Origin of the sequence: Pseudomonas protegens (assembly GCF_003732485.1) — a bacterium.
Taxonomy (GTDB): Bacteria; Pseudomonadota; Gammaproteobacteria; order Pseudomonadales; family Pseudomonadaceae; genus Aquipseudomonas; species Aquipseudomonas protegens_B.
In genome coordinates this window covers 208,131-233,155 of the sequence record NZ_MOAK01000082.1, presented here as the reverse complement: position 1 = coordinate 233,155, position 25,025 = coordinate 208,131, and the positions used below count along the sequence as shown (strand labels likewise).

Annotated in this window: 17 protein-coding genes; 2 read left to right on the top strand and 15 right to left on the bottom strand. The window is 63.9% G+C overall.

Translation table 11 applies throughout. The features are described 5' to 3' along the window. Together BLX41_RS36365 and BLX41_RS26730 are read right to left on the bottom strand one after the other, a co-directional pair. Positions 1-785 (bottom strand): DEAD/DEAH box helicase (locus BLX41_RS36365; RefSeq protein ID WP_404942799.1); only part of this gene is annotated, 785 nt, incomplete at its 3' end. Further along, on the bottom strand, positions 782-2,434 hold the full coding sequence (locus BLX41_RS26730; protein ID WP_123727321.1) for a VRR-NUC domain-containing protein: 1,653 nt from the start codon (positions 2,432-2,434) through the stop codon (positions 782-784). The genes BLX41_RS26730 and BLX41_RS36365, both read right to left, overlap by 4 nt. Before the next feature lie 204 nt (positions 2,435-2,638). Between BLX41_RS26730 and BLX41_RS26725 the strand changes: the two genes are divergently transcribed. Beyond that, a complete protein-coding gene (locus BLX41_RS26725) occupies positions 2,639-2,863 on the top strand; it encodes a YgdI/YgdR family lipoprotein (protein WP_123727320.1) in 225 nt (74 codons plus the stop codon). A 14-nt stretch (positions 2,864-2,877) separates the two neighbouring features. Here the strand turns inward: BLX41_RS26725 and BLX41_RS26720 are convergent, their stop codons facing one another. From BLX41_RS26720 to BLX41_RS26665, 12 genes are all read right to left on the bottom strand, one after another. Further along, a complete protein-coding gene (locus BLX41_RS26720; RefSeq protein ID WP_123727319.1) occupies positions 2,878-3,258 on the bottom strand; it encodes a hypothetical protein in 381 nt (126 codons plus the stop codon). 170 nt (positions 3,259-3,428) lie between these two features. Continuing rightward, positions 3,429-5,282, bottom strand: a complete 1,854-nt coding sequence (locus tag BLX41_RS26715) for a polyurethane esterase (protein ID WP_123727318.1) — start codon at positions 5,280-5,282, stop codon at positions 3,429-3,431. A 113-nt stretch (positions 5,283-5,395) separates the two neighbouring features. Continuing rightward, a complete protein-coding gene (locus BLX41_RS26710) occupies positions 5,396-8,512 on the bottom strand; it encodes an autotransporter serine protease (protein ID WP_123727317.1) in 3,117 nt (1,038 codons plus the stop codon). Positions 8,513-8,577: 65 nt separating this feature from the next. Next, on the bottom strand, positions 8,578-11,556 hold the full coding sequence (gene eprS / locus BLX41_RS26705) for an autotransporter serine peptidase EprS (RefSeq protein ID WP_123727316.1): 2,979 nt from the start codon (positions 11,554-11,556) through the stop codon (positions 8,578-8,580). A 193-nt stretch (positions 11,557-11,749) separates the two neighbouring features. Further along, positions 11,750-13,435, bottom strand: coding sequence for a polyurethane esterase B (pueB, locus tag BLX41_RS26700; protein ID WP_123727315.1), 1,686 nt, complete (start codon positions 13,433-13,435; stop codon positions 11,750-11,752). A gap of 48 nt (positions 13,436-13,483) precedes the next feature. Then, entirely contained in the window at positions 13,484-14,833 is a 1,350-nt protein-coding gene (locus tag BLX41_RS26695) for a TolC family outer membrane protein (RefSeq protein WP_404942798.1), read from the bottom strand. Between the two features lie 14 nt (positions 14,834-14,847). Continuing rightward, positions 14,848-16,164, bottom strand: a complete 1,317-nt coding sequence (locus tag BLX41_RS26690) for an HlyD family type I secretion periplasmic adaptor subunit (protein WP_404942801.1) — start codon at positions 16,162-16,164, stop codon at positions 14,848-14,850. A gap of 14 nt (positions 16,165-16,178) precedes the next feature. After that, on the bottom strand, positions 16,179-17,960 hold the full coding sequence (locus BLX41_RS26685; RefSeq protein ID WP_123727312.1) for a type I secretion system permease/ATPase: 1,782 nt from the start codon (positions 17,958-17,960) through the stop codon (positions 16,179-16,181). A 208-nt stretch (positions 17,961-18,168) separates the two neighbouring features. After that, a complete protein-coding gene (locus BLX41_RS26680; protein ID WP_123727311.1) occupies positions 18,169-18,555 on the bottom strand; it encodes an AprI/Inh family metalloprotease inhibitor in 387 nt (128 codons plus the stop codon). A 93-nt stretch (positions 18,556-18,648) separates the two neighbouring features. Continuing rightward, positions 18,649-20,097, bottom strand: a complete 1,449-nt coding sequence (locus BLX41_RS26675) for a serralysin family metalloprotease (RefSeq protein ID WP_123727310.1) — start codon at positions 20,095-20,097, stop codon at positions 18,649-18,651. 299 nt (positions 20,098-20,396) lie between these two features. Further along, positions 20,397-21,497, bottom strand: a complete 1,101-nt coding sequence (locus BLX41_RS26670) for a DmpA family aminopeptidase (protein WP_123727309.1) — start codon at positions 21,495-21,497, stop codon at positions 20,397-20,399. A 9-nt stretch (positions 21,498-21,506) separates the two neighbouring features. Then, on the bottom strand, positions 21,507-22,871 hold the full coding sequence (locus BLX41_RS26665; RefSeq protein WP_123727308.1) for an APC family permease: 1,365 nt from the start codon (positions 22,869-22,871) through the stop codon (positions 21,507-21,509). A gap of 205 nt (positions 22,872-23,076) precedes the next feature. Between BLX41_RS26665 and BLX41_RS26660 the strand changes: the two genes are divergently transcribed. Beyond that, complete coding sequence (locus tag BLX41_RS26660) at positions 23,077-23,880, top strand: helix-turn-helix transcriptional regulator (protein WP_123727307.1); 804 nt, start codon at positions 23,077-23,079, stop codon at positions 23,878-23,880. Between the two features lie 155 nt (positions 23,881-24,035). Here the strand turns inward: BLX41_RS26660 and feaR are convergent, their stop codons facing one another. Next, on the bottom strand, positions 24,036-24,974 hold the full coding sequence (feaR, locus tag BLX41_RS26655; protein ID WP_123727306.1) for a transcriptional regulator FeaR: 939 nt from the start codon (positions 24,972-24,974) through the stop codon (positions 24,036-24,038). Positions 24,975-25,025: the final 51 nt, after the last annotated feature.

Below are 25,025 nucleotides of genomic sequence, written 5' to 3'. Positions count from 1 at the left end.
GGCAGTTGGGACTGGCTGGCGAACAGCACCCGGGCCGCATCCAGCGCCAGCTGCCGCCCCGGGGTCTTGGCGGTGAGAAACAGCAGCTTGTCCAATTGCTGCGGAGCCATGGCCTTGAGCATGGGAAAGATCGTGCCCAGGGTCTTGCCGATACCGGTGGGCGCCTGGGCCAGCAGGCAACGGCCGGTACTGACCGCCTTGTACACCGATTCCGCCAGATGCCGCTGGCCAGGGCGGAACTGGCCATGGGGAAAGACCAGGGCCCCAGTGGCCTGGTCCCGGGCCTTGCGGTGACGCATTTCCTGCTGCGCCCACGCCAGGAACAGCGCGCACTGCCGATTGAAGAAGCCCTGCAGGGCCTCGGCACTGTGCTCCTCCACCAGGGCGGTTTCCTGCTCGCTGAGGATGTCGAAATACACCAGCGAGACACGGATACTCGGCAGCTGCAGGCGCTGGCACAACAGCCAGCCATAGACCTTGGCCTGGGCCCAGTGCAATTGCCGGTGGTTGTCGGGCATGCGCACCAGGTCGCCCCGGTAGGTCTTGATCTCCTCCAGGAGGTTCTGCGCCGGGTCATAACCGTCCGCCCGGCCCTTGACCAGCAACTCGCCGTATTGGCCCTCCAGGGCGACTTCGCTCTGGTAGCCGGGATTGCGCCGGGCAGCCACGGTGCGGTGCCCGACTATCCCCTCCAGGGCGGTAGGCGCTGGGGTGAAACGCAGATCCAGGTCACCGGTCTTGGCGCTGAACTCGCACAAGGCGCGAACCGCAATGCGGTAGCTCACGTCGACAGGTCCTGCCATTGCACATAACACACCGCCACCGGCATCCGGTGCTCCTGGCAGAAATCCAGCCAGCGCAACTGGTTGTCCTGCAGGCGGTCGCCCGGGCCCTTGACCTCGATCATCCGGTAGGTCCTCGCCTCGGGCCAGAACTGGATCAGGTCCGGCATCCCGGCCCGATTGGCCTTGATATCCAGCAGCAAGCGCTCAAACCAGTGTTTCAGGTGCTCGGCCGGCAGGCAGTCGAGGGCCTGCTCCAGCAATTCCTCGGTCAAGGCCCCCCAGAACACGAAGGGCGACTGCAGGCCCCACTTGTCGACAAACCGCAGGCGGATGCTGTCCCGGTAGCGACCATCGTCCAGCTCCTCCAGGCAGGCCTGGAACAGATCGCTGCGCCGCTCATGGAAATCTTCGCTCAACAGATCCACCGGCCCACGCTGGAACGGGTGGAAGAAGGCCCCCGGCAAGGGGGCGAAGATCGCCGGCCAGCACAGCAGCCCGAACAGCGAATTGATCAGCGTGTTTTCCACGTAGTGCACCGGCGCCTGGGGCTGCTGCAGATGGGCCTGGACATGCAGCTCCACCGCCAGCCCGTCGGCGTCACGGGGCAGGCACAGATCCAGCCGCGCCACTTCGCGGCTGACCGCCCGAGGCGCTGGCGGGCCACCCAGTTTGCGCCGCAGCCGAGGCATGACCCGCAGCAACTGCTGGGCCTCGGCGGCGCTCTGGGGCGCCGCTGCAGCCTGCTCGGCCAGCGCCAGGGCCGCCTGGTACTCGGCACTGAGCTCCAGGACCCGGATCAACCGCAGGCGAGCACCCGGGTAGGCACATTGCTGGTAGATCTCCCGGGCCTGACACCAGTCCGTCAATCGTTCGCAATGCTGCCCCAGTTGGAACAACAGCTTGCCGCGGCGTTTCTCCAGCCAGGGGTTGGCGGTGCTCAAAGCCCCAATGTGCGCGAGTATGGCGCCCACCTCTTCCCCGGCCTCGAAGGCTTCCTGGCACTGGTGCAGATAGATGAAGGCGTCCACGTCGTCACGGCTGCGCAAGCCTCGGGCGTCGGCACTGATCTCGACCTTCTCGTAGCTGTAGATCCCCAGGTCCGCCAGGACGAATTCCGACCAGTCCTGATAGAGGTTGCCGAAGAACATCAGGCGCAGGCGATCGCATAACGGCATGACCGTCAGGCTCAGGAGCCGGTCTGCCAGTGCCGGGCACCATTGGCCGAAGGCCTGGGGTTGCGGATACAGCGCTTGCAGCGTCTCCAGCCACTGGTTCTTCTTGGCCTTGGAGGCCAGCCCCCGGGCGCTGAAGCATTGCAGGATCTCGGCCTTTTGCAGCAGGCCGAACAACTCGTCCAGGGCCAATGGCGCCTGCTCGTCGACCCAGCCCAATTCCAGCAGCGGCACCAGGGCCCGGGCGCTGTCACCGATCTCCGGGTAACTCAACTTGCCCAGGCGAAAATGCCGCCCCTTGCGCATCACCATGCGCACCAGCAAGGCCTGGGACGGCTGGGGCAACTGGGCAAAATCCGCGATGAAACGCTGCTCTTCGTCACGCAGCACATCGGCATAGCGCTGCTCCAGCCAGTTCAGGACTTGCTGGAAGTTATGCAGGTAATACAGGGGATTCTCGAGGGGATTGGAAGTCACTGAACGAAGACGCCACGGCTGGACTGATACTGGTTATGCGTACAGATAACAGCCGACACCACGGTCTGGCAAACACTATTGGATAAATGGCGGGAAGAAGATTTTTCCGCTGTCCTGGCGAACTTTCGTCGTCTTCGCTACACCAAGGGGCCATGCTTATAGTGTCCGACGCAACACGGATGCCCCTACCGATGAGAGGTCTGTATGAATGTGAAGAACCTGGGATTGCTCCTGGCCAGTGTCGCCGCCCTGGCCCTGTCCGGCTGCGCCTCACCCACAGTAGTGACCTTGCAGAACGGTACTCAGTACCTGACCCGGGACCAGCCCAAGACCAAGACCGCTGATGGCTTCTACGAATTCCAGGATATTTCCGGCAAGACCATCCGGGTCAAGGCGGACGATGTGGCCACCGTCCGCCAGGAAAAATGATTCAGCCGTGCGACTCAGTGCGACCAGGGAAAGGGGCCCTGCCCCGGCTCGCAGAAAATCCCCAGAGCCTTGCCGCGCTTTGACAGCTCGTCACGCACTTGCTGGCAGCGCTGCCGCTCCCGGGCGTCGGCGTTATCGATACTGATGTTGCCCGTACTCTCCGGCGCCTTGCCGTCCCCCAGACGCAGATTTGCAAAGGGCTGCTCCGGCTGCAGATGGAAACGGCTGGGGGCCGGTTCCTCCTTCTCGGGTGGCGCCGGCAGGCCTGCCGGCAATTGATCGGGGGTCACCCCGTAACGTTTCAAAATCGAGCTGTGAGGCAGCTCCTCGGCCGATGCCATGAACGCCCACAGGGCCAGCACCAGACCGCTCGCACACCTCTTGCTGTTACTCACTGTCAAAACTTTCCTGCCTTTTCCTTGAATCGATTACTGCTCAATACCTTGGGTAACGCATGACCAGGCTTGGGTTTTACAGGTATTTGAGTCGCTAACCGACCGACAGGTCACGATTTTTTTTGCCAAGTCAGCGCGGAGCCCGTTGCGAGCCCCGCGCCGCAGGTCCATCAGGCGATGGTGATGCCCGAGCCGTTGAGGTGCTCGAGGCTGACGCCCACCAGGGTCACCGAGTCCTGACCGAAGGTCAGGACGGTGTCATTGCCGCTGCTGCTGGCATGGGCCCGATAGTCCTGATCCGGCAGCACGCCGCTCACCCCCATGAACACCAGCTTGTCGCCGCTCTGGTAACCGAGGATGCGGTCCTGGCCGAAATGGCCATTGAACAGGAAGGTGTCGTTGCCCCCACCCGACTCCATCAGGTCATTGCCGGCGCCGCCGACGAAGACGTCGTTGCCCTTGCCACCGATCAGGTGATCGTTGCCGTCCAGGCCGAACAGCCAGTCGCCGGCGGCATGGGCCTTGAGCAGGTTGTCGCCAGCATCCCCCCTCACCGAGGAGGCGTACTGGGTGAGTTGGCTGCCGGCCTTGAGGCCCTGGTCGGTGACCTGGTGGGTCACATCGTCCTTGAGCAGGCCCCAGAGAAAGCCCGGCTCCTTGCTCTGGATCGCGCCAATGTCGCGGGTCATGCTGATGCCGCCGTTGGCGTCACGCACGTACAGGGTCCCGGCGCCGTCGCTGGCAAAGCTGTAGTCCTTCACCGACTGCTGCAGGTCCAGGGTGTTGCTGCCCTGGCCGCCGAGGATGATGTTGTAGCCGCCGCTGTCGCGGAAGGTATCGTTGCCGGCCCGGCCTTCCAGGTAGTCGTTGCCGCTGCCGCCCTGGATCAGGTCGTTGCCGTCGCTACCGATGATGAAGGTGCTGCCCTTGTGGGTTTCGGCATTGCGGTTCAGATCCTGGACCCAGGTGCTGCCCCGGGCCGGGTCCGACAGGTTGGCGACGACAATGGTGGAGTCCTTGCTGGTGAAGTCATAGAACTGCGATTGCAGGACCCGGGTCAGGCCATCGCCGTAGCCGGTGGGCAGGTGGGAGATCCAGGTGGAAATCTTCAGGATCGAGAACGGCAGTACATTCCACAGGGTCGAGGCGTAATGGTCGTTGAAGTTGACGATGTTGTTGGTCGCCGAATCCTGGTGGGTATCGTGCACCCCGAGGGACGACAGGTTGAAACTGTAACCGTCCAGGGCGCGGAACACCGGGTCGTTTTCATAACCGATGTTCAACACCTTGTCGCTGACACTCTGGGTCGGCGAGGCATAGGCGATGTAGTTGGCATCCTTGTAGAACCCGGACCAGCGATCGGCACTCAGGTCCGCCAGGCTGTTGACCCCCAGCCCGCCCAGGCTGTGGCCACTGACCAGGATGTCCTTGCCCGACAGGCCGTTGGCCTGGGCAAAGGCCGCCACATCCGCGAACAACTTGCCGAAGGCCTCACCGGCGTAGTTCTTCGCATAGTCCTTGGGTCCCAGGGCGGCCAGCAGGTCACTGATCAGATCGCCGATGGTGTCGCTGATCACCGACTCCCGTGGGCCGCTGGTGCCGCGAAAGGCGATGCCGATGGAACTCAGGTGGCCCTGGGCATCGTACTTGCCGAGGATTTCCACCTGGGCCGTGCCGTAGCCATCCTTCTCGCCGAAGAATGTGCCCCGGGCATCCACCTTGCCGCTATAGCCCAGTTGCTGGGCACTGATGGTGGACCAACCGGCCTGGTGCAACGCGTCCTTGGCAGCCTGTTCCGAATCCGTGTTCCCGGGAATGCCGGGGATGACCCCCTGGGAATCGCTGCTGCCGATCAGCGCGGTAATCAGGGTTGCCGGCAGGCCCAGGCCGAGGCCGTTGTGCTGGTAACCCACGGCAAAGCCGTTGTCGAGGTTGTGATAGGAATACAGCGTGATCGCCATGGCATCGGAAAACAGCGCCTTGGAGTCACTTGCAGTGAAGTTCTTGTAGTCAAACACACCCATGGTATTGCCTCTTCTGTTGTTGGAATTGTCAGAGCAAACGCATGCCGCCCAAGCCCCGTGGCGGGACTCGGGCAACTCGGTGAAGGACCGGGGGACTGCGGGCTAGCCGGTCTTCAGAACTGCCAGTCCAGGGTCAGGCCGACCCCGTGACTCTTGTCCCGGGCCCCCAGCAGCCCGTTGTAATCCAGGTTGACCCGGGTGCCACCGCCCAGGGCCATGCCGGCCCGGGCGCCGATCACCGCAGCATCGCGGTCCAGGGACAGACTCTGCACCTTGAAGCCCTGCCCCCCCTCGACGAATCCCAGGTTCATCTCGGCCTCGGTTGAGCTCAAGTTATGCTGCCAACCCAGGGTAGCCGACAGCTCCAGGCTTTGGGCCGGGGTCAGTTGCAGGCGCTGGCCAGCGCGCAGGCCCAGGGTCGTGAGCCAGGCCTCGCGGTGGTCATCCGCGCCCCTCAAGGCCGCGTTGCCGCCCTTCTCCTTGAAGCTGTCGCTGGCCACATTGACATAAGCCAGGTTAGCGAAGGGTTCAAGCGCCAGGGGTTGCAGGTCCAGGCTCCAGGCGGCCTCGGTGAACAGTTGGGCGCTCTGGGCGTCACGCTTGGTCTTGAGCCGCTCGGATTCCCCGGCAAACTGCAATTCGCGTTTGACGTCAATGCGGTGCCAGCTGTAGGAGCCACCGACACTTAAGCGCACGGCATCGAGCTGCTGGCCGAGATAGGCCCCCAAGTGGTAGCTGTCGACCTTGGCCGAGGAATGGGTGCCGTCGCCCATGTTCAGCGAACTGTCGCTGTAGCCGCCGAACAGCCCCAGGCGCCGGCCCTCGCCCACTTCACCATCCACCCCGGCCAGCAAGCCGCCGATGGAGCTGTTGTAGCCGGCCTGGGAATGCCCGCCATCGGCCTTGCCCCAGGCGCCCAGGACCTTGAACCAGGCGCCGTCATCAAGGCTCTGGGTGCCGTTGCCGACAGCCCCGGCGTCCTGACGCAGGCGCTCGCCCATGGTGTCGCGCAGGTGACGGCCCTGGTTGATCAGGACACTGGCCACCGCCGGGTGGATCTCCCCGGACAATTGCTGGAAGGCCTGCTGGGCACTGGCGGCAGTCGGCGCCAGCAGCAGGCTCTCGAACAGCGGGCTGCCGGCCCCCAGTTGCTCGGCGGCAGCCGCCACCGACACCTGGTTGTCGGTCAGGCCGACACTGGCGAACGAGCGTGCACTGCGCTGTACCGCCAACTGCACGCCGGTGGCCGAGTAGTCCAGGCTGCCGGCAAGAAACAGGTAGCTGGGCAGCACCGTGCCGAAGCTGCCCTGGATCCCCCCTGCCGCATCGAGGATGTCGAACTGGCGCCCCAGCACGCTGTCGCTGCCAGTGCTCGAAGGCTCCAGGACCATGGCCAGGTTGGCCCCGCTGATGGTCACCTGGCCGCTGCTGACGATCCGGTCGCTGGCGGTCGGCGACACCTCCACGGCGTAGGTCGAACCCGGCTGGAAGGTCACGTCACCGGCCACATTCAAAATGCCAATGGAGTTGCCCGGTGCCACAGTCCCCCCGGCGTTGGCCGTCAGCCCGCCGATCCGGCCGTTACCGCCGAGGGTTGCGCCCTGGTTCACCGTTACCGCCGAGGTCAGGCTGCCGTTGACCGCCAGGCGGCCCTGGTTGACCAGGGTCGGTCCGGCGTAGCTGTTGTTGCCGCTGAGCACCAGGGTGCCGATGCCTTCCTTGGTCAGGCCGCCATGGCCGCTGATGTCGTTGCTCCAGATATCGAAGCCGCAGTTGAACTGGGTGCAGCGCCGCTGGGTCGGCTTGCCGGCATCCAGCAGCGCCCCCACACCCGGCAGGTTGGCCACCCACTGCGACGCGCCATAGGCGCCGTCGATGCGCAGCTCCTGGGGGATGTCCTGCTCGGTGACCAGCATGCCCGGGCCGCGAATGCCCTTTTGCAGGTCGATCATGCCCCAGCCATACAGCTCGTCGATGCCCGGGGCGCCCATGTCCCGGGCGGTGGTGCGCAGCACCCCGGCGATCTGCGCCGCATCCATATAGGGAAAGCGCTCCATCAGTACCGCTGCCGCACCGGCGGCATGGGGCGCGGCCATCGAGGTGCCGTTTTTGTTGGCGTAGCCGACCGTCATGTCTTCCAGGCTGGTGCCACCGATCACGGCGCTGTAGATCCGTGTACCCGGGGCCGAGACACAGAAGCTCGCGGTGTAGCCGCAGCGTGAGGAAAAGGTACTGATGGTGTAAGGCTCTGCGCTGCTGGTGTCCGGGTTCTGCTGCAAGGCCGCCACTGTCAGCCACTGCGGGGCGATCTCCGGGACGAAATAGCCCAGCCCGGCGATGGCGTCCGGGTTGTTCAGGTTGTAGTCGTTGCCGGCGGCGAAGATGGTCAGCACGCCACTGCGGGCCGCATTGATGGCACCGTCATAGGCACCGCCTTGCAAGGTGCCGAGCAAGGGCCGGATCTGGCTGAACTGGGCCTGGGCGTCACTCAGGCCGAAGTGCGGGAACGCCGGATCGCGCCCGCCCTTGGCGAATGCGTCGGTGATGCCGATGCCCCAGCTGTTGTTGATGATCCGCGCGCCACTGGCTACCAGGCCGTCCCAGCCGGCCTTGTACACCGCCCCGTCGTTGCCCAGGATGATGCCGTCCTCGGGGCCGGGGTCGCCGTTCTCGGCGCTGATGATCTGGGCGTCGAAGGCCACCCCGTGCATGGCGCCGCCATCGCGGCTGCCGGCGGCGATGCCGCCCACGTGAGTGCCGTGGGAACCGAGCTTGCCATCCGAGCCCACCGAGGGCGTGCCGTCATAGCGAAAGGCATCTCCAGCCTTTACCGGAATGTAGGGATCGGTGTACTGGCGGGTGCCGCTGGTCACCAGGGTGATGACCTTGTCCGTGCCGGAGAACTCGGGGTGCCGGGCATACACCGGCTGATCGAAGATCCCCAGCTTGATGCCCTGGCCGGTGTAGCCGGCGGCATAGGCGCTGTCGGCATGAATCGCCCCCAACCCCCAGTCGGCCTTGAACTCGGTGCTGCGCCAACTGGCGGCATCGCCGAGCTTGCCGGTTTCCACATAGGGCGCGGCCTGCGTGCCGGTGGCCAGGGCCAGGCAGCCGGCCAGGGCACTGGCCAGCGGGCTGTACGCCCAGGGCAGCGAGCGGCTGCGGGGCAATCCGGGGCGGGTATTGCGAAGGTGCGGTTGTCCAGGTTGAAACTGCTTCACTACGACCATCCTTAGTTGTATGGGCAATCGACCGGCGCGACGACGCTCTGCGCCGGGGTGTGGCAACCGGCGCTTCAGAAGCGCCAGTCGAGGTTCAGCCCCACGTTGTGGAACTGTTCGGCATTGCCCAGCTGGCCCTGGTAATCCAGGCTCAGGTCCAGCTGGGCGGTGACTCCAAGGCGCGCCTGAAGACCCAGCAGCGCCGCATCCCGGGACGCGCTTGCGCTGTCCACGGCAAAGCCCGGGCCGCCGCTGGCGAACGCCAGGTGCTGGCTGGAAGGGTCATGCCCCAGGCGGTGCTGCCAGGCCAGGCTGCTGGACAGCTCCAGGGGCTGGCCGCTGCTCAGGCTGAGCCGCTTCAGGCCCCGGCCCCCCAGGCTGCCCAGCAGCGCCTCGGCGCTGTCGGCCCCGGCGCGCAGGGCCGCGGCGTCGCCCTTCTCGTGGAAGGCGTCACGCTGCAGGTGCAGGTAGGCCAGGTTGGCGAAGGGCTCCAACGTCAGGGCCGGTAGCTGCAGGCGATACGCCGCCTCGCTGAACAGCTGGCTGCTGCGACCGTCGATCCGGGCCTTCTGCCTGGCGCTGACTTCGGCGTATTGCAGGTCGCGGCGCACCTGGGCGCTATGCCAGCTGTGGCTGGCCCCCAGGCTCAGGCGCAGGTCGCCCAGGTCGCGCCCGGCATAGGCGCCCAGGTGGTAGCTGTCGATCTGCGCGCTGGAGTGGCTGGCGCCGCCCATGCGCAGCGTAGTGTCGCTGTAGCCGGCGGCCAGGCCGACCCGCGTGTCCGCGTCCAGGTCGCGGTCCAGCCCCAGCAGCACCCCACCGCCCTTGCTCTGGTAGGAACTGTGGCCCGAGTCGCCGTCGGTACGCGCCTGCCCACCCAGGCCCTTGATCCAGAAACTCGCCTCGCCCTCCCCGGCATTTGGCCCCAGGCGCTGCAAGCGCTGGCCAAAGCCCTCGCGCAGGTCGCGGCCCTGATTGAGCAAAGTCTGCTCCAGGGCCGGGTAGATCTCCCCGGACAACTGTTGCAACGCCCCCTGAGCCGAAGCCGACGAGGCCGACAGCAGCAGGCTTTCGTAGACCGGGTCGGCCGTGCCCAGCTGCTCCACCGCCGTGGCCACCGCGCGCTGGTTGGGGCTGGCGGCCACGCTGGCAAAGGTCGCGGCGCTGCGCACCAGGCCCAGTTGCACGCCGCTGGCGGAGTAATCGACCACGGCGCCGAGAAACAGGTAGTTGGGCTGCACCAGGGCGAACTGGCCATCGATACCGCCCGCGGCCTGCAAGATGTCGAACTGGCGCCCAACCAGCCCCCGGACCTGCCCGGCGCTGAGCAGGTTGGCGTTGTGTTCCAGGCTCAGGCTGAGCTGGGCGCCCTCCAGATGCGCCCGGCCACCGGCGACGATGCGGTCGCTGGCGGTCGGCGTCAGCTCCACGGCGTAGGTCGAACCTGGCTGGAAACTCACATCGCCGGCCACATTCAGGGTGCCGATGGAGTTGCCCGGGGCCACGCGCGCGCCGCGGGTCGCGGTCAGCGCCGCGACCTGCCCGCTGCCACCCAGGCTCGCACCGCTGTTGACCGTGACCGCGGATGCCAGGCTGCCATTGACCAGCAGCAGCCCGCCATCGACCGTGGTCGGCCCGCGATAGCTACTGTCCCCGCTGAGCAGCAGCCAGCCACCGCCGGACTTGACCAGGCTGCCCTGGTACTGGCGCTGCGCGGCCGCCGCATCCCGGGCCATGCCGACCGCGTAGTCGGTCAGTTCCTGCTGGCTGGCGTGGGCCCCCGGGCCCTGCTCCCAGCCACGATCCCTGAGGGTCTGTTGCCAGGCCTGGTGCTCGGCGGCGTCCTCCACCTGGCGCTGGGCCAGGGCCTGGTCGGAGATGCCGTTGCTCCACACATCGCCCTGCCCGGCCTCCAGGTTGACCTTGAATTCCCCCAGCAACTGCCCGGGCCCGTGCAATGCCCGGCCCAGGTCCGGCACGCCCCAGCCCACCAGGCTGCCAGGGGCCTGGGTCAGCGAGCCATCGAGCTGGCGGGCGGTGGTCAGCAGCACCTGCAGGGCTTGCTGGTTGTCCAGATAGGGGTAGCGCTCCATCACCAGGGCCAGGGCCCCGGTGGCATGGGGCGCGGCCATCGAAGTGCCGTTGTAGGTGGCGTAGCCGCCCCCGGGCACAGTGCTGGTGATGGCCGCGCCGGGCGTGGCCAGGCACCAGTACTTGGCGATCCCGCACTGGTTGTATTTCTGCTGGTTGTTCTTGTCCAGGCCCGAGACCGCCAGCCAGTGCCCTTCCAGCTCCGGCTGAAAATACGGCAGTGCCGATCGCACGCTGGCATTGGCATAGCCGCTGTTGCCGGCGCTGAAGACGTTGATCACCCCCTGGCGCGAGACCTGCGCCGCCGCGTCGAGCCAGGTGTCCTGGCCGAAGTGCTGGGCATAGGCGGCGTGCAGGCCCTGGAGGGTCTGGTAGCTGACGTCCTTGGGCTGGCTGCCCCAACTGTTGTTGATGACCCGCACCCCGGCGTCGGCCAGGGCGCCGTACACCGCCTGGAAATAGCGCGGGGCGGGACCGGGGCCGAAGAGCATGCTGTCGTTGCCGTTGGTGTTGCCGACGTAGACCTGGGCATTGAAGGCCACCCCGTGCATGCCGTTGCCGTCGCGGGCGGCGCCCATGGTGCCGGTGACGTGGGTGCCGTGGGTGTCGTTGTTGGCGTTGAGCACCCCGGACACCTGGAACCCGCTGCCGTCCTGGTAGCTGCCGCTGGCGATCACCGGGTGAAAGCGCAGGGACGAGGCTTCGGCATGGGCCGCATCGAAGCCCGAATCCAGGGCACCGATCTTGACCCCGCTACCGGTAAGGCCGGCGGCGTAGGCCTGGTTCGCCTGCATCCGGTCCAGGCCCCAGTCCTGCAGGTATTCGGCGGAGCGCCAGCTGGCGGCATCACCGGGGCGACCGGTTTCCTGGTAGGCCGCCTGGGCCCCACCCGGCAGGTTCGCGGCAAACGCCAGGAACACCCCGGCCGCCAGCACATTGAGCTGATGAACATTCACATCCATGTTGATGACTTCTCTTGTTGTTGTTCTGGGATCGACTTTCCGTAACCGATCAGCAACCACGGCTTACTTCATGGGACTGGCTCCTTGAGGGTTCGCACCCCACGCCCAGGGGCGCCTGCTGCGGGCAAAGCTGTCGCCGCCGCAGCCCTTTTCAGGTGGCTGCGGGGCCTCTAGCGCTGGATATCGGTGAGGGTCAGGCGAATACCAGACCCGAGCCGGACAGACTGTCCATGCCGACGCCCACCAGGGTCACCGAGAACTCGCCGACACTGAGCAGGGTGTCGTTGCCGTTCTGCGACAGGTGCTGGCTGTAGTCGTAATGGGCATCGACCCCGGGCACCCCCATGAACACCAGTTTGTCGGTGTTCTGGTAGCCCTGGATCAGATCGAAACCGAAGTTGCCGCTGAACAGGAAGGTATTGCCCCCGGCGCCGCTGGAGTGCATGACGTCGTTGCCGGCGCCGCCGACAAAGGTCACGTTGGCCTTGTCGCTGCTCAGCAGGTCATCGCCGCCATGGCCGAACAGCCAGTCTCCGTCGACGCTGGCCACCAGCGCATTGCCATAGGCATCGCCGTTGAGGGAATGGTTGTAGGCGGTCCACTGGTTGCCGTTGTGCAGGCCGTCGGCGGTGACGTTGTAACTGACGTCCTTGCCGAACAGTTGCCACCAGCTCCCGGCCTCGTGGCTGACCAGGGCGCCAACGTCCCGGGTCATGCTGATGCCGCCGTAGGCGTCGCGGATATACAAGGTGCCGTCGCCGTCGTTGGCGATGGAGAAGTTCTTCAGCGGCTGCTGCAGCTCCAGCACGTTATGCCCCTGGCCGCCATGGATGATGTTGTAGCCGCCGTCATCGCGGAAACGGTCATCGCCGGCGCCGCCGTCCAGGTAGTCGTTGCCCTTGCCGCCGTGCAGCAGGTCGTTGCTCTGGGTGCCGATGATGAAGGTGCTGCCGGTGTGTTTTTCCGCATACAGGTTGAGGTCCTTGACCCACACCTGATCGCGCTTGCCCTCGGACAGGTTGGAAATAACCACGGTGGAGTCGCGGCTGGTCAGGTCATAGAAATCCGAGTTGATCAGGCGGTTGAGGCCGCCGGCATAGTCCACCGCGCTGTGGGCCGACCAGGACTGCGGATTGAGGATGCTCTGGGGAATCAACTTGCCCAGGAACGATGAATAGTGATCGGTGAAGCTGACGATGTTGTTGGTCGCCGATTCCTGGGGCTTGTCGTGGGTGCCCAGGGACGAGGCGTTGAAATGCGTGCCGTCCAGGGCGCGGAACACCGGGTCGTTTTCATAGCCGATGTTCAGCACCTGCGAGCTGTTGGCGCTCTGGGTCGGCGAAGCGAAGGCCACGTAGCTGGCGTCCTGGTAGAAGCCGCCCCAGTGATCGCTGCTCATGGCCGCCAGGCTGTTGACCCCAAGCCCCCCCAGGCTGTGCCCGGTGACCAGCACATCGCTGCCGCTCAAGCCCTGGGCCGCAGCGAAGGCCGCCACCTTACCCAGCAGGTTGTCGAAGGCCAGGCGGCTGTAGTTGTCGGCAAAGCCGGAAACGAAGGCCGCCTGCAGGTCGTTGATGCCGTCCTTGAGGCTGTCGGTGCCGCGAAAGCTGATGCCGATGGACAGCAGTTGCCCGGCCGCGTCGTATTTGCCCAGCACCTCGACCTGGGCATCGCTGACCACCGCCTGCTCACCAGAAATGGTGCCCTGGGCACTGACGTTGCCCTGGTAGCCCAGCTGGCTCGCACTGATGGGGCGCCAGGCCGTGCCCGGCAAGGCTTCACCGGTGGGTGTGGAGGCGTAAAGGGCCAGGGTGATGGCCTCGCTGTAGAGGGCTTTGCCGTCACCGCCAAGGGCATTCTTGTAGTCAAAGATACTCATGCTCATTCCTCTTTTTTATTGTCCCTGTGCCTGGGTCCGCGACGGAGCCTAAGGCATTGCGCGCTGACCGAAGGCTTCGTCGACCCTGGCCAGGTCCTCTTCCCGCAAGGTTCCAGCGTAGTAATGCAACTTGGTCCAGGCCATCAGGTAGTCATAGCGGGCCTGGGCCAGGTCGCGGCGAGTGGTGTACAGCTGCTGCTCGGCGTTCAGCGCGTCCAGGTTGACCCGCTCGCCCCCCAGAATGCTTTGCTTGGTGGAGACTACCAGGGCCTCGGCCGAAGTCAGGGCCTTCTGGTAGGCGCGCAATTTGCTCACCCCCGATAGACAGGCACTGAATTGCCGGCGGAGTTCAATCAGGGTCTCGCGGGTCTTGCCGTCCAGCTCGTACTCGGCCTGCTCCATGGAACGGCTGGCCTGGCGGGTGGAAGCCGAGACCCCGCCCCCGGCATACAGCGGCACGCTGACTTCGATACCGACGGTGTTGGTGTCGTAGCGCTGGTTGTAGGTGTTGCCGCTTTCCGATTCGTTCTGGCGCAGGGTGGCGTAGGCGCTGAGTTTGGGCAGGTGCCCGGCGCGGTTGCGTTCGACCTCGTAGCGGGCCACTTCGACCCGTTGGCGCTGGGAGGCCAGCACCGGGTTGTTGCTCAGGGCCATCGCGTGCCAGGTGTCGTAGTTGGCAGGCGTCAGGGAGAACGACTGGAAGTTCTCCTGCAAGGGGTCCAGGTCACGGACATCGATAGCCGGCTCGCCGATCAGTGCCCCCAGTTCACGCAGGGCGGCGTCCTGTTCGTCCCGGGCTTCGATCTCTTCGGCGGTGGCCAGCTCGTAGCGCGATTCGGCTTCGAGGATATCGGTGCGGGTGCCCTCGCCCTGCTGGAACATGTGCCGGTTCTGCTGGAACTGTTGCTCGAAGGCCTTCTTCTTCGCCAGGGCAATGTCGATCTGATCCTGGGCGAACAGCGCCTTGGTGTAATAGCTCAGCACCCGCACCAGCAGCTCCTGGCTCTTGCCGCGAAAGTTCTCGTCGGCGAACAGCGCCTGGGCCACGCCCTTGCGGTAGTTGGCATAGGCCTCGTAGTCGATCAGCGGCTGCTGCAGGGTCAGGGACGAACCATAACTGTCATAGTTGCGTTTTTCGGTGACGGTGCCGCGCACGGTGTCCAGGTAGCTGACCTTGGAGTTGTTGTGGCCCTTGTTGTAGCTGTAGCCCACCTTGGGCAACAACCCGGCGCGGCCTATTGCCCGGTTTTCCAGGCCGGCGTCACGCTCCTTGATGGCGCCGAGAAACACCGGATCGTTGCGCAGGGCCTGCTCGTAGATCTGGAACGGGCCCATGGCCTGGGCCGTCTGGCAGGCGACCAGCGCCAGGACCGCCGCGAGAATGGAAAGCTTACTCATACGACGCGACATCCTTATTCTTCGGTCAATGCAGAGCCGGCCCGGTCGAGCAGAGGCTTGAACAGGTAATTGAGCAGCGAGCGTTCGCCTGTGCGCACGAACATCTCCGCCGGCATCCCGGGCTTGATCACCAGCCCGTTGAGTTTTTCCATGGCTTGGTCGCTGACGCTGCTGCGCAGCACGTAGTACGGCATACCGGTCTTCTCGTCGATCATCTGGTCGGCGGAAATCAGGCTGACTTCCCCGGGCACCCGCGGGGTGCGGCTCTGGTTGAAGGCGGTAAACAGAATGTCCACCGGCAGATGGGGCCCAACCTTGTCCACCAGGTTCACCGGCAACCGCCCCTCCACTTCCAGGTGCGTGCCCTGAGGCACGATCTCCAGCAGGGTTTCACCCTGGCGCACCACGGCGCCTTCGGTGTGTACCCCAAGGTTGACCGCGATGCCGTCGGCAGTGGCGATGATTTCGCTGTGCTGCAAGTCGAAACCGGCGGAAGTCAGTTGCTGTTCCAGGGTCTGGGTCTTGAGCTGGGCTTCGGCCAACTGGCTGCGGACTTCTTTCTGGTACTCCTCGCTGTGCTGTTGCAGCTTGAGTCGGGACTCGAGAATGCCCTGCTCGACCCGCCCGCTTTCACCGGTGTTCTGCGCCAGTTCCTGCTGCACCTGAGACAACTGGCGCTGGTATTCCAACAGGCGGTTGCGCGGGATGTAGCCGTTGTCCGCCAAAGGTTGCAGGTTGCTCAACTGCTGACGCAGGGACTCGGCCTGGCTGCCCAGATCGGTGCGGGCCCGACGCATGCCGGCCAGTTGCGCAGTAGCGCCTTCGATATTGGCGCGGATGCCCGCCTGCTCCCGGAAAAACGCCTCACGGCGGCTGCTGAACAGTTGGCGCTGGCCTTCCAGTACCAGGGCCAGGCGCGGGTCGTCGCTGTTGCTCAACGGTGCCGGAAAGTCCACCTGCTTGAGGTTGTCGCGTTCACTGCGCCAGCGTGCCAGGCTGGCCATGGCCATGCGGTACTGGGCCTGCAGCGACTGCACGTCCGCCGCCACTTGGGTCTGATCCAGGCGGAACAGCGGCTGGCCCTGTTTCACGCTTTCGCCCTCGCGCACCAGAATCCGGCTGACCACCCCGCTGCTCATGGACTGCACCGCCTTGCGCTTGCCGGACACCACCACCGTGCCTTGCACCGGAATGCCCTGGTCCAGGGGCGCCAGGGCGGCCCAGACGAAGAAACTGCCCGCCCCCACCAGGGCCAGGATCCAGCCCATGCGGGCGAAAAAGCCCGCGTCACGCTCGACCCGTTCCGGCGCGTAACCCTCTTCGATCATCATGTTGCTGTCCTTGCTCATGCGCCTGAATTCCGTGTCGGAGCCTGGTATTGCCGGCTCATGCTGAGGCCGCCGGGTGCCGCTGCAACGGGCTTGGGCGCCTCCTGGGCCTGGGCTTGCTGGCCGCCGGCCAGGGCCTTGAGCACTTCCTGGCTCGGGCCGAAGGCCTGCAAGCGGCCTTCGTTGAGTACCAGCAGTTTGTCGGCCAGGGCCAGCACCGAGGAACGGTGGGTCACCAGCACCACGCTGGTGCCCCGGGCCTTGAGCTGGGCAATGGCCGCCGCCAGGGCACTTTCGCCCACGGTATCGAGGTTGGAATTGGGCTCGTCCAGCACCACCAGGCTCGGGCTGCCATACAGCGCCCGGGCCAGGGCCACCCGCTGCTTCTGGCCACCGGACAGGCCGCTGCCGTCATCGCCGAGCACGGTGTCGTAGCCCTGGGGCAGGCGCAGGATCAGCTCATGCACCCCGGCCATCTGCGCGGCCTGGACCACCTGCTCCGGGTCGGCCTGGCGAAAGCGCGCGATGTTCTCGGCGATGCTGCCGGTGAAGAGCTCGATGTCCTGGGGCAAGTAGCCGATATAAGGGCCGAGCTCGTCGCGATTCCAGCGATGAATGTCGGCGCCGTCCAGGCGCACCGTGCCGGCCAGGGTCGGCCAGACTCCCACCAATACCCGAGCCAGAGTCGACTTGCCGGAACCGGAGGCCCCCAGCACCCCGAGCACTTCACCGGTATTGATGCTGAAGGTCACCTGCTGCAGAGTCGCCGCCCGACGCCCGGGAGGACCGGCGCTGACCTGCTCGAAACTCACCTGGCCCTTGGGCGCCGGCAACGACATGGCGCTGTCACTGGGCGGGAACTCCCGCAGCAGCGCATCCAGCCGCCCATAGGCCAGCTTGGCCGAACTCCATTGCTTCCATACCGCGATCAACTGGTCGATGGGACTCAGGACCCGGCCCATGAGGATCGACCCGGCGATCATCATCCCCGCGGTCATGTCGCCCTTGATCACCAGCAAGGCGCCCAGGCCCAGCACCAGGGACTGCAGGCACAAGCGCAGGGTCTTGCTCAGGGAACTGATCACCGAACCTGTGTCGCTGGCCTCATTCTGCAAGCCGAGAAAGCGCGAGTGCACTGCGAACCAGCGCTTGCGCAAGGCCCCGAGCATGCCCATCGCCTGGATGGTTTCGGCATTGTGCAAATGACTGGTGGCCAGTTGGGTAGACCGCTGCGAAAAACCGCTGGCTTCGGCCAGGGGTTTCTTGGTCATGGCTTCGTTCAGATACGCCAAGGCGATCAGCAACACCGCGCCCACTGTGGCGAACACCCCGAGCCAGACGTTGAAGGCATAGATCACCAGCAGATAGATGGGAAACCAGGGGGCGTCGAAGAAGGCGAACAGCGCCGGTCCGGTGAGGAACTGGCGGATATGGGTCAAATCGCCCAGTGACTGGCCGGCATGGCCTTCGCCACGGGACAGGTTGCGCTCGAAGGCCGCCTGGTAGACCCGCAGGTTGAAGCGGCGCTCCAACTGGCTGCCGATGCGGATGACGATAAAGCTGCGCACCACCTCCAGCAGCCCGATAAACAGGAAAAAGCCCACGACCATCAGGGACAGCATCACCAGAGTGGTCTCATTCTGCGAAGACAGCACCCGGTCGTAGACTTGCAACATATAGATGGAGGGCACCAGCATCAGCACATTAATCAACGCGGTGAAACAGCCGACACTGATCAGGATGCCCTTATATTCGCCCAGTGCCTTGAACAGTGGAGCTGCATGAGTGTTCTTCACCATTTTTAACAAATTCCCTGAGCCGTTAATCCGCGCGTGATAGCGAAGAACCAATATAGTGCATAACTAACAGACGCCCCTCTTAGTTCATAAAGCCTGCGGACACGGACAATTCGGACAGCTGTATTCAACAGCAGCCCGAACATGTTCCTGCCGATCAAGAGTATGGCAATGTAATGGCCGCCTGTAAGCAGACGAACACTCTTAGCCTTTAATTAGCGGCACGCTGCAAAACAATCAGGCCGTCGCTTTTCAGGCGCGCTTCGTAGAGCCCGTCTTTCTGGCGGCTGAAAAAGATCACTTTCGACCCTTCGCGTCCAGTGATGGCAATGCCATCGGGCTCCGGAAACCAGCCCACCGCGGCCTCGCCTATCCATTTCGACAGACACTCGGCGCCATCGCCCAGAGCGGCGTTCTGCAGAAGATCCAGGGTGCAGCCCTTGGCCGGCTCCTCCGCTTGCTGCAGTTGCCAGTGTCCAACCAGTTCCGAGGGGTCCGCCAAACGCAGGCTGCTTGCCATAGTGAGTGCTCCATAAAAAATCGTCAGCGTCGCCAGCAGCCGAGTGGCCGCCTTGCAACTCAAGGTGTGTGGGGTCATAGGGTGCTCCGTCCGCCCGGTAGACTCGCTCAGCCCCGGGGCCAATGCAAGAACGGAAGGCAGCGCATCGGCGCCGCCCTCCGCCTACGTCACTCAGGCCACGATGTCGCTGACGGCTGCCTGGCCAACGGTGCTGACCAGGAAGTCCGCCACGCCATGCCCGGAGAAGTCCACGGACAGGGTGCTGACGCCCCCGGAGGTGGTGAGGATGGCGTCACCCGCCGCACCGGTGAAGGCGTTGACGAAATGCAGGCCCGCGCCCTTGGTGATACCGGTCAGATCGATCTTGTCCAGGCCACTGACAAAATCCATGATCTGGTCGGCCGCACCCGGCTTGGAGTCGGAGCTGGCGCCGAACACGAAGGTGTCCGAACCCGAACCGCCCCAGAGCTTATCGGCGCCACCGCCACCGTAGATGATGTCGTTGCCGGCACCGCCCTTGAGCTCGTTGGCAGCGTTGTTGCCAATCAGCAGGTCGTTGCCCGAACCGCCGATGGCGTTCTCCACGGTCACGCCCTGGGCGATGGAAACGTTACCCACCATGCCGCCAACGTCGGAGAACGAGGTTTCATTGAGGTTGATCTTCTGGTTCTGGGTGAACCCGGAGAAGTCCAGGGTATCGTTGCCGCCACCGTCCCACACCGAGAACACCAGCTTGTCCGCAGACGAACTGGCGCTGTAGAAATCGCGCCCGGTGTTGGAGTTGAAGCCGTAGGTGGTATCACCGGCACGGGTGCCGTAGTTGGCCCCGTAGAGCTTCTGGATGGCCGCGATATCGTCCATCAGCGGACCGGACGAATAGGCCTCGACCCCGCCCTTGCTGAAGTTCTGGCTGGTATTGCTTTCACTCCAGTAGCTCATGACGCTGTAGCCGCGGGTGTCCTGCCCGTAGGTGGCGTCCTTGTAGGTTGGATTGCCTTCACCGGCGTTGTAGTCGCCAGGGTGAGCCAGGCCAAGGGTGTGACCGATCTCATGGGTCAGGGTCTGACGGCCATAGTTGTTCAGGTCCGGGTTCTTGTTCTGGGTGTAGCTGCTGTTGGTCAGGTACCAGGAGGTACCGTCGTAGCCGGCACCGGTGCCCGGCAGGTAGGCGAAGGCCGCCGCACCGTCCTGGCCGCCGCTGTAGTTGCCGAAGGTCATGTGGGCGTCGCCACCCGAGGCTTTCTCGGTAAACACGACGTTGGCCACATCGGCCCAGGATTGCATGGCCAGCACTGCTTGGGCCTTCTGCTGGGCACTGAACTGGCTGAACCCGGAGATACCATGCTTGTACAGGGTGCTCGAGGAGGCCGAGGTCAGGAAGGTATAGGTCAGATCGATCTTGCCGTTACCGTTCAGGTCCTTATAGGCAGCGCCGTCACGCAGCAATTGCGTGGCGGCCTGATCGACCGAGAACGAAGGTTTGCCATTGACCGTGAGATTGCCGCCACGGTCGTATTGGTGGCTAAAGCTATTGATCTGGTTATACGCCGAACTTGCTGCGGCCAATGGCACGAGTTGCTGTTCGGCAGATGCAATAGCACTCTCTGTTACTTTCGACATAAACACACTTCCTTGTAATCAATGGAACAGTTTTTGTCAGATAGCGACAATCCCTGGCGAGATCGTCCTATCACTCGCCCTAAGCAGGCGAAAGAAAGCTGACACAATTTGAAATCAGGCGTCCACTACTTTTTTGACGCCAAATTCCACTGTTCCGACAAACTCCCGCAAACAATGACCGTGCAGTCAAAAGATTCTTTTTCAACCGATTAACGGCAGACATTGTCCGACAATCTACAATTTAATTATTAAATATCCATATAGACAGTTATGCCGACTGGGTCGCACTTTTTAGTTGGTTATTTCATGTTCCAACCAGTTAGTTCCAATGCTTCCCTCAATACTTGCGGGGTCAGCGCCGGTACTTGTACCCCGTCGGCACTGGTCATCGGCTCGGCTGCCAACAAGGCGTTGATGATGGCTTCCTCCACGGCCTCGGCCGCTGCGCTGAACAGTGGCGAGATGTGATCGTTGTTGAGCATCGCCAGAGGTGCGGTGAACGCCAGGTCCTTGCGCCCATAATCCGCAGCGGGCAAGTCCCGGTTTCCCGTGGCAAAGGCCAGGAAGATATCGCCACTGGAATCTTCGGTGCCACCACCGGTGCGGGCAATGCCGATGGAGGCACGCTGGGCCAGGCGCTGACATTGATGGGGCAGCAACGGCGCATCGGTGGCCAGGATCACCACGATCGAACCCATGCCCGGGGTGCCGCGCTCGGCAAAAGGTGAGGCAATTGCCCCCAGACGGCGACCCACCGGGTAACCGTCCACCCGCAGCTCTTCGCGCTTGCCGTGGTTGGCCTGGACCAGGGTACCGACGGTGTAGCCGCCCTGCTCTGCCGCCAGCCGTCGTGAAGCGGTGCCGATCCCGCCCTTGAACTCGTGGCAGATCATCCCGGTGCCGCCTCCCACCGCGCCCTCGGCCACCGGCCCGGACTCGGCACTGGCCATGGCCTCGCGCACCTGTTGCGGCCCCACATGCTGGCCCCAGATGTCGTTCAGCAGGCCGTCGTAGGTTTCCATCACTACCGGCATGCACCAGTACACGGCGGGGTCCGCCAGGGCCTCGCGCTCCAGGGCGATCAGGGTGTCGCGCACCACGCCGACACTGTGGGTATTGGTAATCGCCAGCGGCGTGGTCAGGGTCCCCGCCTCGCGAATCCACTCCAGCCCCGTGGCATCGCCATTGCCGTTGAGCACATGGCAGCCGGCGAAACAGGGCTGCTGCCGTGCATGCCCGGCCCGGGGCTGGACCAGGGTGACGCCGGTGCGCACCTGCTTGCCGTCCACGCTGGTTTTCAGGGTGCTGTGCCCCACCCGAACCCCGGGTACGTCGGTGATCGCATTGAACGGGCCCGGTGTCCCCAGACCCAGGCTGATGCCCAATTGACGTGCTCGCATAACCACTCCTTACAATTTCTGAAACGCCGGGCTGTACCGGCCATTGGTGCCATAGAGAATCACCGACAGCGCCAGCAACCCGATAATCACCATGATGTCCCGCAGGGAAGCCTCGAGGAACAGATTGATCAGCAGATACCCCGCACCGACCACCGCCAGCAGCGCCGGCAAGGGCCACAGCGGCATGCGATAGGGATGCTCGCGATCCCGCAGCAGTATCCGGCTCATCAGCGCGCTGAGGGCAACGATCAGGTACACCAGCATGATCAGCAACACGCTGAAGGACGTGAGGTCCGCCAGATTCGAGCTAAAGCTGAGTACCGCCGAAGGAATCGCCAGGAACAATGTGGCCAGCCACGGCGAATCCCAGCGCGGATGAATCCGGGTGAACAGGCGGTTGATGGTGGGCGTCCACAGGGCGTCGCGGCCGCTGCTGAACACCACCCGACCGATCTGGATGACGATGGCGACAATCGCATTGAATACCGAGAGGAAGATCCCGGCACTGACCACACGGGCCAGGGTTTCATTGCCATGGCTGGTGAGCAGGTAGCCGATGGGATCGGGGCTGGCGAGCATCGCGCTCAGGGACGGCGCGCCGATCAGCAGCGCGGTGAGCGGCACCAGCTCGATGATCACCACCAGCACCAGGGACCAGAGCACCGCCTTGTGCACGCCACGGCCCTTGCACTTCATGTCTTCGGCCAACAACACCGCCGGCCCGTAACCGTTGTAGGAAAACAGGCCGATACCCACCGCACCGATCACCAGGGCCCAGGGCGCCAGCTGCAGCGCACCGTGATCGACGATCTGCGGCTGCAGGAGAATGCTCACCGGTTGTGAGGCGTTGCCAAAGCCCAGCCAGACAATCACCAGCAACGCCGCTACCTCCAGTAACAGGCAAGTGCCGGTGATCCAGGCATTGAGTTTGATGTTGAGGATGCCCAACAGATAGCTGCAGACCACTATCACCAGGGCTACGGTCTGGGAGTCGAAGTGTGTACCCAGGGCGTTGTTCAAATAAGTGGCGGCTCCAGTGGCCAGCACCGGAGGGATGAACAGCAGCATCACCAGCACCGTGAGGAAGGTGGCATAGCCGGCCATGCCGCCAAACACGCGCTTGGCGTATACGTACTCACCACCGGCACTGTTATGGGCCCGGCCCAGCTCGGCATAACAGAAGGCAAACATCAGCGCCAGCAAACCGGCCATGACGAACGCCAGGAACACCCCGCTGCCGGCCTGGTGAATGGCAAAGGGGGCGATCACGAACACGGAACTGGCCGGGGTCACACCGGAGACAGTGATAGCCACCACATCGAACACACTCAGGGTGGGTTTCAGCGCACCGTCGGGCGCGGAGGGAGAGCTCATATCGTTATCCTCGTGTTTATTGTTGGTCTGAGGCAGAAACGAAATCCATCGGGCGGGTGCGCTCTGGGACGCACTTGATGGGAGCTACTCTAGGCACTCACCTGACTGCGACCAATTCCCCTATTGGAGTACTCCCCTTGACGGCAACAGGCAAATCGACGAAACCGTTCTACGGCACTATCGGCGCATCAGGGGAGCAAGGCCTTTGAGTAATCTGTTCAGGGAAGTCGGCATGCATGCCGGCCTGGGTCGCACGCTTACGCTGATCGGCAACCCGCGATTCTGGAAACAGCTGATCCTGCTGTTGCATCAGGCCACGCCGTTCGACAATGCCCTGGCGATCTTCTACCCGGTGGACGGCCCGCCCCGGGCCCTTGAAGAATATGACGCCGAGCCCAGCAGCAAGCCGGCGTCGATGCTCACCTACCTCAATGGCCTGTACCTGTTGGACCCGTTCTTCCAGGCCTGCCGCGAGGGCTACCCCAGCGGTCTGTACCGCCTGGAAGAAGTGGCCCCGGACCACTTCCGCCAGAGCGAGTACTTTCTCAGCTACTTCCACGACAACGTGCTGGAAGATGAAGTGCAATTCATCCTGCAACTGCCCGAAGCCGGCACCCTGTCCCTGTCACTGGGCAACCAGCGGGTCTTCAATCGCGAGGAAATCGGCCAGCTCACGACCTTTGCGGCCTGGGTGCTGCCACTGATGCACCAGCACTGGCAACACAGCCAGATACGTCCCCAGGCCCCGGTAGCAGAGGAAATGGCCAGCCAGATTCGCGACGCCCTGAGCCATTTCGGCAGTGCTGTACTGTCGGACCGAGAGCTGGAGATCGCCCGACTGATCCTCCGCGGGTTCTCTTCCAAAGCCATGGCTGAGCGTTTGAAAATCTCGCCGGACACCATCAAGGTGCACCGTCGGCACCTCTACACCAAGCTGGATATCTCCAGCCAGCCCGAGCTGTTTTCGTTGTTCATCCAATCCCTGGGGCATGATCTGGAAAAACCCTGAAACCCTTGCCCTGCCTGCTATTGCCGGTCTTCTCGCGTTCCTGCCTGCGTGCAGACGTGCCTGCATGCTTGCTTGCCGTAGGAGCTGGCTTGCCAGCTAAGGCGTTATCAAGGGCAATGCAACATTCAAGGACCTCTTCGCCGGCAAGCCGGCTCCTACACGGCCAGCGAGCGGGCGCGGAAGTCACGGGGTGATTGTTCGAAATGCTTCTTGAAGGTCCGGCTGAAATGCGCCGAATCGGTAAACCCCCACTTGAAGGCGATGTCGGTAATGGATTCGTTGCGCAGGTGCGGGTTACTCAGGTCCGCCGCGCTGCGCTTGAGCCGGGAGCGCTGGATGAAGCGACACACGCTGTCTCCCTGTTCCTCAAACAGCCGGTACAACTGGCGCACGGAAATGTTCAACTGCCCGGCCAGGGATACCGGGGTCAACCCCGGTTCGTTGAGGGATTGATTGATCAGTTGTCGAGCCTGATCACGCAGGCATTGGCCATGCAAGTTATCGTCAAAACCATCCAGGGTACTGGCCGTCTGACGCAGGGTCGGCCCGAGCAAGGCGATCAGGGCCTCTTGCAAGGCCTGGCCCTCCTGCTGCGCCGCACAGCCCTGCAGATCGCCGGCGCAGATCTGCTCCACCAACAAACGCATCAGGCGGCCACTGGCACAGTTTTGCGACAACTTGCCGAACTTGCGCTGCTGGGCCGGCAGATGCCGGTAGACCTCTTCCCGGCACAGGTGGAACGAGGCGTGCTCGATCAGGCCGTGGGGCACGATTTCACAAGCGCCGGCCGAATCCAGCAACGCCATGTCGCCGGGGGCCAGCTCAATACTCTCGCCATCCTGGCTCAGGCGAGCGTGGCCACTGCGCTGGATGATCAGGAAACAATGACGATCGTCTTCATGGTCGACCTTGGTGCTCTGACGAGAGATCAGCCCGGCATTGGTGCGGATCTGCGCCACCTCCAGCCCGGCATAATCCTGTAAACCCACTTCTCCGATAAACAAGGCGGGATTGCGCGCCGGACGAGCGTCGAATCGACCGCAGACACCCTGCAGGGCACCTACCCAGGAACTGAAACTATGCGAAGCAAGCACTGTGCACCTCCATAAGCCGGTTCAGACCGCCTTTGTTGTTATGGCGATATC